At 44.7% G+C, this 12,478-nt stretch carries 8 protein-coding genes, 1 pseudogene and 1 riboswitch; of the genes and pseudogenes, 6 read left to right on the forward strand and 3 right to left on the reverse strand.

All coding sequences use genetic code 11. From position 1 onward, the window contains the following. Window positions 1-166: 166 nt before the first annotated feature. The 3 genes from AWM70_RS22305 to AWM70_RS22315 all read right to left on the reverse strand — a co-directional run bounded on the left by AWM70_RS22305 (window position 167) and on the right by AWM70_RS22315 (window position 5,346). Window positions 167-3,766, reverse strand: a complete 3,600-nt coding sequence (locus AWM70_RS22305) for a PolC-type DNA polymerase III (protein ID WP_068700151.1) — start codon at window positions 3,764-3,766, stop codon at window positions 167-169. Window positions 3,767-4,046: 280 nt separating this feature from the next. Next, window positions 4,047-4,652: a hypothetical protein gene (locus tag AWM70_RS22310; RefSeq protein WP_068700153.1), complete on the reverse strand. Its 606-nt coding sequence runs from the start codon at window positions 4,650-4,652 to the stop codon at window positions 4,047-4,049. 118 nt (window positions 4,653-4,770) lie between these two features. Beyond that, complete coding sequence (locus AWM70_RS22315; RefSeq protein ID WP_068700154.1) at window positions 4,771-5,346, reverse strand: hypothetical protein; 576 nt, start codon at window positions 5,344-5,346, stop codon at window positions 4,771-4,773. A gap of 324 nt (window positions 5,347-5,670) precedes the next feature. Between AWM70_RS22315 and AWM70_RS22320 the strand changes: the two genes are divergently transcribed. From AWM70_RS22320 to AWM70_RS22345, 6 genes and pseudogenes are all read left to right on the forward strand, one after another. After that, window positions 5,671-6,864 carry a transposase gene (locus AWM70_RS22320; protein ID WP_016311143.1) on the forward strand — a complete coding sequence of 398 codons (1,194 nt, stop codon included), beginning with the start codon at window positions 5,671-5,673 and terminating at the stop codon, window positions 6,862-6,864. A gap of 232 nt (window positions 6,865-7,096) precedes the next feature. After that, window positions 7,097-8,167 carry a teicoplanin resistance protein VanZ gene (locus AWM70_RS22325; RefSeq protein ID WP_151208788.1) on the forward strand — a complete coding sequence of 357 codons (1,071 nt, stop codon included), beginning with the start codon at window positions 7,097-7,099 and terminating at the stop codon, window positions 8,165-8,167. 17 nt (window positions 8,168-8,184) lie between these two features. After that, window positions 8,185-9,123 carry a restriction endonuclease gene (locus AWM70_RS22330; RefSeq protein ID WP_068700158.1) on the forward strand — a complete coding sequence of 313 codons (939 nt, stop codon included), beginning with the start codon at window positions 8,185-8,187 and terminating at the stop codon, window positions 9,121-9,123. Window positions 9,124-9,263: 140 nt separating this feature from the next. Then, window positions 9,264-9,452: pseudogene (locus tag AWM70_RS23035) on the forward strand (GMP synthase (glutamine-hydrolyzing)); the annotation flags it as partial. Between the two features lie 233 nt (window positions 9,453-9,685). Further along, complete coding sequence (locus AWM70_RS22335; protein ID WP_068700160.1) at window positions 9,686-10,180, forward strand: hypothetical protein; 495 nt, start codon at window positions 9,686-9,688, stop codon at window positions 10,178-10,180. A gap of 602 nt (window positions 10,181-10,782) precedes the next feature. Next, window positions 10,783-10,883: riboswitch (purine riboswitch) on the forward strand. Window positions 10,884-11,068: 185 nt separating this feature from the next. After that, a complete protein-coding gene (locus tag AWM70_RS22345) occupies window positions 11,069-12,439 on the forward strand; it encodes an NCS2 family permease (protein WP_068700163.1) in 1,371 nt (456 codons plus the stop codon). The last annotated feature ends 39 nt before the right edge of the window (window positions 12,440-12,478 follow it).

Raw genomic sequence — 12,478 nt, forward strand, 5'->3', positions numbered from 1 at the left:
CAAACTTACCTATAGATGAATGCGACTCACGGTAGTTCTAATTTCTTAAAGGTCAGAGATCAAAAAGTAAGCCTCGATTTCGTAGACCTATTGATATTCCGTAGACAAGCAGAGACAAAAAAGAAGCATCGCTCTCTCAAGCGACACTTCTGACAGGGGAATCACGCTAAAATAAATCGTTCAAATCACCGAATTTGGTCAACCCTTCCAACAGCTTTTTTCCTGCTTTGCCGCGTGTTCGCAAGTCGGTCATGTTCTTGAAGGGTTGGTTTCGCTCTTGCAGCATTACAGCTACTTTGGCCTCACCAACTCCATCCAAAACGGCAAAGGGAGGAACCAGTTTTCCGCTCTGAATCGTGAAATCGGTTGATGCGGAATTGTAAAGCCGTACCCGATCAAACTCAATGCCGGATTGCCGCGCTTCATGAATCATCCGATTTACTCTGTACTGTTTACGTTCTTTGACGCTGGCTCGATAGCTCTTCACTCTTTTCCATTGACGATTCAGCTTCTCTCCAAGCTCATTCAGAGGCATAAAGGCATTTGTCAATAAGAAGTCATCACGATCAAGCGTCAGACATACAGCGTAGAAGGCAAGAGGAGTATTGAGTTTATACCACATCGTTTTAACGGCGTTTATGGCATAAGCAGCGGCATGAGCTTTCGGAAACAGATAGTTGATTTTTCGACAAGCCGCTATATACCATGAAGGTAACCCAGTCTGTCGCATTTCGCTAATCAACTCAGGCTGCAATTTTTTTCCTTTCCGCACAGTCTCCATCACTTCAAACGCAACAGAACGTTCCATTCCCCGGTTTTCCAGCGTCAACATAATATCGTCCCGGCAACTGATCAGTTGTTCCAACGGGAACCCATGTTCAAACAATTCCTTGGCATTTCCTTCCCAAACGCCTGTACCATGCGCCAATCCTGATATCTGTACCAATTCTCCGAACGTTCGCGGTTGGATTTTCATCAGCATTTGGCGCGAAAGCTCCGTATTGAATTCTCCGATACCCAACGTACGGCCTTGTGCAAATGCTTGCAAAACTTGAGCATCAGAGAGGGGAATGCTATCGGGATGAACCCCGGTCAGCTCATATAGCTTTTTCAATTTGAAGGGTTCGGTCTGGCCGAGCAAATCCAGCTTGAACAAACCGTGAGCAAGATTCTCTTTGGAGAAGTGCGTTACAACTGGCGCTGTCTTTTTATTGGAAGGATGGTGAACCGGACTGAATGCTTCCATTTGACAATGAGCCGGGATGATAACCAACCCGCCGGGATGTTGTCCTGTCGTTGTCTTGATGCCAGTTAAGCCTTGAAGTAAGTGCGCTGTTTCGGCAGGATTAAGGCTGATGTTTGCTTTACTCATTGCGTTATAGATGGATTGTTCTTTGGTTGTCGATATTGTGCCAATACGAATGACGCTATCATTTCCGCCAAAGATGGCACGCAAATGGTTATGGGCTTGCTCCTGATACTCCTGACTGAAATTCAAGTCAATATCCGGCATTTTCTCTCCTGACAATCCAAGAAAGGTTTCAAACGGGATTTGCTGGCCGTCTCGATGCATTTCCGCTCCGCATCGGCAACGTATTTCAGGAAGATCGGAGCCGCTGGAGCATAGCTCTGAGCGTTCTACATCATGGCAGTTCAGACAAACATAATGCGGTGGCAGCGGATTAACTTCTGTAATGCCAAGCAGATAAGCTACCAGCGACGAACCAACTGAGCCACGGGAACCAACGAAATGTCCCTTCGCTTTTGCCTCGGCTACAATTTGTCGGGCTGCTTCATAGATGACCGCATAGCCACAGCTAATGATGGCCTGTATCTCGGTTTCAAGTCTTTTACTAATGAAGTCAGGGAGCGAAGCACCGTATCTCTGTTGGGCGCTTTCGTAAGCTATAGCTCGTACAGTTTCAGCGGCTCCCGGCAGATCGGGCAACGGCATCTCATCTGGCAGTAGTTCGAACTCTTCCACTTGCGTGGCTACCTTCAAAGCATTATCGATAACGATACGATGAGCATTAGGCAAGTAATGGAATGAATCCAGCAACTCATCGGTTGACAGGAAGGGAGCGGCTTTCGGCATAAAAACGGGCCTGTTTTTGGAGAGGTACGGGCGTAATTGAATAAATCTGCTGTATAGACCATGATCGTGTTTATTCAGGTGACGGACACCACCGACAGCAACAAGTAATTTATTCGTTTGGTTGCAAAGTTCGTTCAGTCGGCTGGAGAAAGTTTTCGCTTCGTCTTCATTATGGAGGAGGCCGCTATCGATAAAAGGTTGGGCATACGGCAAAGGCTCAACGGTAATGAAGTCATAGTTGGCAATTGCTTGTAGTGCGGCTTCTTCGCCATGCTCCATAAGAGCTGTCATTACTTCTCCCGAGAAGCCTGGAGACGATACTAATAGCCCCTCGTGATACTCGATGATTACCGCTTTGGGAAGCTGTGGGGCAGCCTTGGTTAGAAAATCGGTATGGGCCAGCGAGAGTAGCCGGTAAAGATGCCGGATTCCCTTCGGATTGATGGCGTACAATGTAACCGGAAATGGATAACCATAAACCTGATTTTTGGTTTGACGATGAAGTTCCGATAGTTCCATGTTTAGCGGCAGCGCTTGAAGCATCTTTCTGAATATCCCGGCAGTTGCTAGCGCGTCAGATTGGGCTTGGTGATGATTTTCAAGCGGAACGTCAAGCTGATCGGCCAGCGCTTTTAAGTTGTAAGCGGAGAATTCAGGATATAGAAACTTGGCGAGTCCCAGCGTATCAATGACAGGATTGGCAAGAGGAGACATAGCCAAGCTTTGCCGTATGGCATGAAGAAAACGCAAATCAAAGTTGGCGTTATGCGCGACCAGAATCGCATCCCCAATAAAAGCTTCAAAAGCAAGCAAAGCATCGAATAACAACGGTGCATCCCTCAAATCATTTTCCGTGATGGCGGTCAAAGCTTGAATAGTTTCAGGGATAGCGTGTTTGGCACGAACATACGTAGAAAAGGAATCGACCATTTCGCCGCGAATCACTTTGACGGCTCCAATCTGGATAATGTCATGGCGTTCGCTTGAAAGACCGGTTGTTTCAAGATCAAAGATGACATAGCAATCCTCATGCAGCTTGCAACTGCGCGGCTGCGGAGCGTAGACCACTGGAAGCGGATTTAAGACGGACAGAGTTGCACCAGCAATCGGTTTGATGCCTGCCCGTCGCGCCTCCTTGAAGAACTCCGGCAAGGCTTGTACAGAGTGAAGATCGGTTAGAGCAACAGCTTCGTGACCGAATTGTTTCGCTTGTTTGACCAGCAATTTGATGTCCACGATGGAAGCGAGAGGAGAAAGCTTGGAGAAGACTTGGAGTTCTACCCGTTTAACCACCGTACTGTCCACATATTCCAACCCGACGACTTGCTGAATGCCGGAGAGTTGAAGCTGCAACTGTCCTTGGTAAAGATCGACGTTGCCATATATCCGTACAGAGTCTTGAAGGTGAAATTCGTTCATCAAGGCTTGTGCTTCGTCAGCATCTTTTGTTAAATAAACTGTCGCAAGAGAAGCGATATAATTGGTCAAATATAATGTGCAAATATGCCAGCTCCCATCTTTGGAAAGATGCATTTGTTTGTTCACGATGACTCCGGCTGTGACAACATATTTTTCTCCTTGTCGGAGTTCGTGCAGTTTCCGTACTCCGCTTGCGGGAACTGTCATTCCGAATTTGCCCGGCAGTTTTTGATTGTTAAACCGAATCCCCATCGGCTGTGCCCTCCATATTCCGAAAAAAAGGCGGATTTATAGCACTAAATAGTATCCGCCAATTATCGGCGTGTTCACGATTTTAGTTATGTTGTATTGTCAAGAAATTATGGGTTAGTTACGGGAGTGTTACGCATTAAGTATCAAATAACCAACATTAACCAATTGTTTGTATCAACTTGTTATAGGGCTGTTCTCAAAAAGGAAGGTTGAGGAAAATAGAAGAGCAGAGGATTCGCGGGATATTGGAGAGTAAGTAGGGTGATGCTCAAGAGATGTTCTATACGTCTACCTCGATCAGATGGACTTGGAAACGGAAGCCTTTCTGGGTTATAAAACGTTGCAGTTCCGCTGCCCGATGTTCGCCTAATGCAATAATGTCCAGTGGGGCATCGGGAGAAGCTGCGCTAGTGAAATCTTCAATTCGCTGGAACGTCTTGGATACATGGCTCAAATCGTGATCAACGATTAAAGCTTTCGGATGTGGGCCTTTGACCACGCAATCAAGCATTTTGATACTTGGCTGAGCTTCAAGGCCGAGCGTTTCGAAAAATCCATCTTGATCGAACGCCCAAACGGTTCGAGCGATGTCCATCTGCAAAAAGCTGCGTCCGCGTGTCTCTAGCCCCTGAATACCCAGCTCCTGAACGGCGCGGGAGGTTAATGCAAAAATCTTGTTTTTTCGCTTGTCTACTACACAATCGAGCCAGCCCCACGCCGTTAATTCTCTTGTTGCCTTGTATAAAGCGTTCAGAGGACGTTTGTCCGGCATTAGTTTATGGAGAGATGGGACGCTCAAATGTCCCCACTTTGCGATTGCATTCATGACATTGTAATGCAGGGTAAGCAGTTGGCGTTTAATTTTTACCGTTGTTTCGTTCGTCATTTCAGGTTCTCCTCCCCTGATGATATGCCTTCAGTAAATCGGCTGCTCGCAGCATAAATGCTTGGTACTCTTGCTCCTGTTTGATTTGTTGTTCGGATTTGTTTTTGGTTTTCATCGCTTAAATCCACTCCTCGAAGGCAAGTACGGTTTGAATGAATGGCGTAATGTCATCATAGGTCTTCGGATTCGATGAAGTGAGCCGTTGCATATCGGCGGTGAAAGTTGACAGTTGCTCCTCATTGAACAATTCGACTCGCCCGCTCAACTTGAACTCATGTTGGTAGACGGCAGTCATACAGCCGATCAAGTCCTTTTGGCCGGAACGAATTGCGGCTGCTTTGGTATTGAACACGATGCAGGGTTTCAAAGAATCAGCATCAATTTCAATGCGGTCAAAGCAATCCCGATTCACATTCAGACGTTTGATGTATTTGCCAAGCTCGAATTTCGTCTTCACAAAATCCCGCTGCTTCACCGTTTCGCCGTGTACCGCGTTAATTTCCCGTCCCGTAAACTCCTTAAAGGTAAACTTGCCGACATAGGGGATGGCAATCTCGTTCGTCTGGTTGACCACTTCTTTGAAAATGAGGGAGTCATTGGCGCGGAGAATTTGTTCAATAGTAGAGGGATTGATTGCATAATTAAGCAGTTCATAAAGTGCTTTAGCGCGTTCAGCAATACTGTATCGTTCCATATCTTCCTCCACAATTAAAAAGGATGTTATTTTACATACTTTTATTATATAAATATCGACGTTGAATAGTCAAATTGGGTTGAGTTAGCTTCAGATCGTAATACTTTGGCCCTTTTAAGTCATCTTCACTTGCTTGATAATGGAAATAGATGATATGACGTGGGAGGGAGTAGAGTGAGCTTTGATTTTATTAATTGAGCGTTTTGCAGTAATCTGAGGCCTTGAGCCGTAAGGATTTTCGGACATAAAAAAGGGACTTCACCCCAACTTGGAGAAGTTTTCAAGTGACCAAACCCAAAAACCTCAAGGATGGAGGAAGTCACTTTGTATATTCTCCAAGAATGTCTGTTTTCCTTCGAAGAACTTTTAAAAATTCAACCCAAGGAGAGATTGCCGATCTTCTTCAGCTCTCTCGATCTGAGACCGTATGCCAAGGAACTGAGAAGCCGTTCACCCCGAGGCGCTGAGGGATACTGCAGACAAGGTATTCTACGAGCACTCTTGGCTGCGCCGCTTGAAGGAATAAGTACCTTTTCAGGGTTGCATAAGCGTTTGGATACGGATCTCCGGTTTCGTTATCAGTGTGGTCTTCCGCTGGATCGAGAAGCTCCTTCCATATCCACATTAAGCCGAGTTTTCTCAGAACTGACGAGAAAGGACTTGGCAAAACGGCTTTTTGAGGATTTGGTCACACGCTGTCAGCAGGAAGGTATCATAGAAGGCAGTAACGTCGCCATAGACAGCGCCGCTCTCCGCGCTTACGAGAAAAAGCAGCCCAAACGCAAAAGCGAGCAAACGGGTAATGCGAACTGGGGCGCAAAAATTGATTCCTTCGGCAATAAAATCACATGGTTTGGTTACAAAATTCATCTGGCGGTCGATACGAAAAGTGAATTGCCGATCGCCTTGGAAGTAACGCCGGCGCATGTCAATGATGGAGAAATGGCGCCGGGCCTGATCGAGAAAACAGCGTCCAGGACGAGCACACGATTTTTCATACTCGATGCGGGCTACGACCAAATGAAAGTTTATGAGGCCGCCCGCAACGTCAAGGCACAAGCCATCATTCCCCTTAATCTTCGGGGGGAGAAGGAACCGCCTGCTGGCATGACCTCGAACGGAACACCGTGCTGTTCCATGGGTTATGCGATGACATACTGGGGAGTTGACGGCGATATGCATAAATTTCGCTGCCCGCATGCCACGGGTAAAGTCGACTGTCCGCTTGGCATGGCTGCCTGCTCGTCTTCAAACTATGGAATGGTCGTCAAAGTAAATGCGAAGGATGATCTCCGGCGATACAGCATCCCTCATCGGGATACAAAGCGTTGGAAGGAACTTTACAATGAACGAACCAGCGTAGAACGCTGCAACTCCCGATTGAAAACCTATTTGACGGCAGACGCCGCACATGTCCGGGGCATTCAGAAAGTCACAACTCACCAGTATTTGAATGCCATTGTTCTGCTTGCATCTGCGCTCGCCGTTTCTCATCATTCAAAACGGGCTGCCGCTTAAAAAACGAGCTGTTCTAAAATTCTGCAAGTCTGCCCTTTTCTTCATCCATATAATACCATTTTCGAAAATTACCCCTTAACGACAGTGAATATGCTATCGCTTCTTCTCTGAAACGGAATTATGCAAAACACTCAATTATAAAGAAACCCAATATTTAAGGCCTTTACAATTACCCAACAAAGAAGCCTACTATACTGACCTTAATAATATTGAAGATAGTTGGACAGGTAGGATGGATGCCCAACTTGCAAATACCTTCCTTCTTGAGTCGATTCGATTGGTTATCAATGCAATTGTATTGTTTGAAAAAGGGTATGTTGATTGTGCGTATTATTCTTTAAGACAATCATTGGAAGTCTCTACAACAATGGTTTATTTAATTGAACTTGACGCCGAGCATAAGAAGAAAGAACTCAATAAATGGAAGAGTCAAAGTAGATTTCCAATGTATGGTCAGATGCTGAAATTTTTAAAAGAAAGCGGAAAAGAGTTTGCTGATATTAAGGAGAAAATGGAGGGGTATTTCAAAAACCTCCAAGAAGTAAAAGAATTTATGAATAAATATGTTCATAAACAGGGGTTTAACACGTTTTATATTGCACAAAATCACATTTCCGGAACAAAAGATGATAGAGATGCTTTAATAACTGACTTCGAGAAATGTCTTATTTCTTGTATTGGAGCTATAGCAGTTTTTCGACTTGCAATCGATCCGTTCCCAGTTTTACTAATGGATTATGAGATTTACTCTCGGACAATGGAATTAATGACGGAGCCATATTCAGAAGAGTTTGTAGAAAAATATATTGGAGCAGAGTCGATAGAAGCTTATAAACGTACTGACATCTATCAAGGTTATTATGAGTATCTAATGAATGAAGAACAGAGGAGTCCCGCAGTGGTAGATGTGACAAAACATCAGTACATTGACAAGGGCAAGGTGGAAGAGATTTTAGAACAGGCTCATTTATTGAGTAAGACAGATTTTATTGCCGTGGCCTTAGCCAGTCTTTCAGAAAAAGTTGCTAAAATTTATAGTTTAGATGGCCTGTTTCCCTATATTACTAGTACACGCTCAGTTCGGACTGACCTTAGCTATCATAGTGTGGTATTTAAAGGGATCAAGGATTCGGAAAATCACTTAAACATCCCGTATGATGAAGCATTCTTAACTTACTTGGCATTCGAAACAGATGATTATTTTGTAGAGCACAATGAGATTTTTACGCCTGATGAATATATTGCTTATGAGGCTCAAATTCGAGCACTTTTACTTTTAGCGAAAAGCAGATCAGAAACATAATGGTAGGAGGAAACGGATTGCAATTAAATGAATGGCTCTATACTACTAATTATAAGTCATTTAATGAGTGGCAAAACCTTGTGATTAATGGGGGAGATGTTTACCCATCTGTGAGGATTCCCTATGATGAGTGGCTAGATGAATACTTGGATAATATTGAAGATGTACCTTTAATAGATGTGAAAAATTTGTTGAGACATCTGTTAGAACCTATAACACGTAATCAAGACTTAAGTGATTATTCTATAAATAAGATTATGCTTCAATCCAAGGATGCGAAGCTGAGCAAGCGTGCTAAAACAAGGGCAAGCAGCGAACGATTAATACGATTGAGTAAGGGACGGGACGCTTGGGAAGGGATAACATGGGTATTAGACCTTCTTCCTAATAAGCCTTATAATGCGGCTCAAGCACTTGAAAGTTACATTTATTCTCAGCCTAACCTTCCTGATGATCGAATAATTGGTATAGGACAATGTATTGGAATTATTTATGCGAAGTTTATTTATTGTGAAAATTCACTCGGAAAGTTAATGAATCTTAAGCCAATAGAATTCGAATGGTTCATTGAGAATCTATACGAGAGCATGGGTTACGAGACCTTATGGACATCAGCGAGTCGTGACGGAGGAAAAGATATAATTGCAACAGCTATAAGGCCGGACGGTGTTGAGCAAGTATATATAGAATGTAAATTGTATAAAACGACCCCACTTACTATTGAGACCGTTCGAGCATTTAGTAGAGTAATAGAAAAGAACGAAGTAAATAGAGGAGTTATTTTCTGTACTGGTCATGCTAGTGAGAGTCTTAAAAATGAAGACAGGAGGATTCATATATGGACGTATGATGATATGCAAACTCTTTTTAATGCTCATTTAGGAAGTGATTGGTCTGAAAGAGTTGAGAGAATTGTGGAAAACAAGAGAAGAAAATATAGTCCCAAGCATGTCTAGTTGAAGTAAGATTACATTCCAAATTCTTTATAATTGTAACTGTCGCAAACGAATATTTAAGTGTTGAAATTGGTCATTTCACCCGCTACAATTGATATACCGAACAACGTGGTAAATGAACAGTAATTAACTCTATAATACGCACGTACGACTACACGGTAGGCATCCGCGCGGTTACGTCCATCGACGGCATGACCGCCGACTGGGCGCGTATCCCTTGGGACGTGCTGGAGAAAATCTCCGTGCGTATCGTGAACGAGGTGGAGAATGTCAACCGCGTGGTATACGACATTACGTCGAAGCCGCCGGCGACGATCGAGTGGGAATAGTCGGGAATAATTTAATTCCCTTAAGGGGCAAAAATTTACTCTCTTTTATTTGCGTGGTTTTGCAAATCGAAGAGAGTATTTTTTATGACTGAAACAGCTCGCAACCCTATTTACAGGAACATCAGCAGTCGACAGATTATGGTACAATAAGGATATTATTGTGAAATAAAGTGAGAACATGGGTTTGATCTGAAATAAAGAAACAAAAGTACAGATAAAATCGGGTGGTTAAAGTGAAGAAAACAGTGTATTTAGCAGTGCTGGCAGCGGCAGCTATATTGACAGCAGCAATAGCTGTAGGTGCATCATCCCATAGCGCTCCTGAACTCGAAACGGTTACAGCTCCGATTCAAGTAACAACGAGCTCAGACAAGGGAGTTATGCCCCCTTTAGCAGTTGATAAAACTTGGTCCGATGTTGCCAATAATGGAACTGGAACCGTTGTTCATTCTTTCAGCATTAATCCTAACTACGGTCACCTTAAGTTAACTATAGAAAACTTGAGCGGCCATCCAGTTACTGTTAACTTGGAGCATACTTTGACAGATAGGCAGTATTTCAGCATTACAATTGCTGCTCACAGCTCGTACACCTGGAAAAACTTCGAACAGGGATATCCGCAAGGAATGCGAACAGGTGACTATAAGCTCACTTGGAACGGTGGCGGTTATGCAGTCAACGGAACAGTGGGCGGTAAATTGGCTTCCCAAACAACCGAGCTTCCTTAAATTAGACATTTGAACGAGGCTGTTAAGCAAATCTCGACAACTCTTTTTTCGATTGGTTAAGCATTACTTATCTTAAATAAAAAAGAAAACCTAGGAGGAACCATGCTTAAAAAAGCTCTGGCATGTATAGTCATGGTTGCAGCAGGGATTTTTATGTTTTTTATTCCTGGTATAGTTGGAGATGAAATGAATAACTCTCACTACCAAGGGTCATTTTATGATGTCTATTTCATTTTCAGATGTTTATTTCTTCTATTCGGCACTTTAACGATTTTCCTCAGTTTAGTATATTTCCTGAACAAGAAACCAGAATAAGCAGGGCAGCAGTCACCAATACTGCTTTGTGAAGTTCCATGAATTGAATATGCTAGTGAGCTTTGTCCTAACCGGAGTAAGACATGTTCCGGCTCGGAAATAAGGAGATCCAGAATAGTTTTCCGCAATAGGTGTAACATAAAAAGACTATATCCTGGAAATGGCGAACGTTCGAAAATGTTATAATCTCGAATATTCGTATTTATCATTGACAAGGTTTCTTTCCGTGCCTAAAATATGTTTTGTAACTGCTATGTAAGGTATCTGTCATGGCAGATGAGAACTGCTTCTGACAATTCAATAGTATTCGTATAATTCCGGGAATTGGCCCGGAAGTTTCTACGAGGTCACCGTAAATGATCTGGCTACGAAGTGAGAAGACGCGCGCCCTGCAAGGCTGTTTATGCCTGCTGAAGGCTGCTGCAGAAATGGGGTTTGCGAATCGAATTTGCGAATCGTCTTCTTGGCTACTGCGAGGACCCGGGGAATGAATATGTGCCCGGGTTGTTTGTCGTTCCTGCAGTTCTTGCGGGTTTATGAGGTTTTATGATTATTTAAGGGGGATTTAGGGAAATGGATCGTTTTTTCAAGCTGAAGGAGAACGGCACATCGGTAAGAACCGAAATTATTGCTGGTATTACCACGTTCATGACGATGGCGTACATCCTGTTCGTGAACAACCTGTTCCTGGGTCCGGACGGTGCCGGCATTCCGGCTGACGGCGTATTTTTCGCAACGTGCGTAGGTGCAGGCCTGATTACCATCATCATGGGCTTGTTCGTGAACATTCCGATCGCGCTGGCGCCGGGCATGGGTCTGAACGCTTATTTCATGACCGTCGTGCTCAGCTCGGACGGAAGAATTACCTGGCAGGCGGCTTTGGGCGCCGTGTTTATTTCGGGGATTATTTTCCTCATTCTGACGGTAACGAAGATTCGCCAGCTGCTGATTGTGGCTCTGCCGCAAAGCTTGAAGGCTGCAATTACGGTGGGTATTGGTTTGTTTGTTGCCAGCATCGGCCTTAAACTGAGCAATCTGATCGGCGTTAACCTGTCCGGTGTAACGGATCCAACCCAGACGATCGGCGGAAGCAGCATCAACTTTACGTTTGGCGATATGGTTCACAGCCATGAAGTGCAGCTGACTTTGATTGGTCTGATCCTCATTGCTGTTCTGATGGCGCTTCGCGTGAAAGGTGCGCTGCTGATCGGCATCGTAGCGACTACGCTGATCGGTATCCCGATGGGCGTTACCAATACAGGCGGTTTGTCCGGGGCAACCTGGTTCCCGAACCTGAATGATCTCGCTGTCGGCAAATTTGATCTTGGCGCCGCCTTTAAACTTGGTTTGTTCGAGATCGTATTCGTCTTCACTTTTGTTGAATTGTTCGACACGTTCGGTACCCTGGTTGGTACGGCGACCCGCGCCGGATTGATGAAGGACAAAGAGAAAGGCGAGAAAATGATCGGGAAAGCGATGCTGGTCGACGCTGTAGGCGTCAGTGCCGGTGCTGTTCTCGGTACAAGTACGGTTACGTCCTATGTGGAAAGTACGGCGGGTGTTGCCGAGGGCGGACGTACAGGTCTTACAGCAATTACGACCGGCGTATTGTTCCTGCTGTCCCTGTTTATCGCTCCGCTTGCCGGCGTTGTGCCTAGTGCAGCTACGGCTCCGGCGCTGATTATTGTCGGCGTGCTGATGATGGGCCAAGTGAAGAGCATCGAATGGGATGATTTCCTGTATGCATTCCCTGCTTTTGTAACGATTATTTTGATGCCATTTACAGGCAGCATCGCGAACGGAATTTCGGCAGGCATTTTGTCTTACGTCATTTTGGCCCTTTGCAGCAACCTGGTATCCAAGAACAAAGTGAAGATCCACTGGCTGATGTGGGTGCTGGCGGTCATCGTACTTGCCCGTTATATCTTTATCGGCTCGGAATAAGATCCGGCGGTTTGCAGGTTTTTCACCCTTGTATATCGA

The organism is Paenibacillus yonginensis (assembly GCF_001685395.1).
In the GTDB taxonomy this organism is placed as follows: domain Bacteria; phylum Bacillota; class Bacilli; order Paenibacillales; family Paenibacillaceae; genus Fontibacillus; species Fontibacillus yonginensis.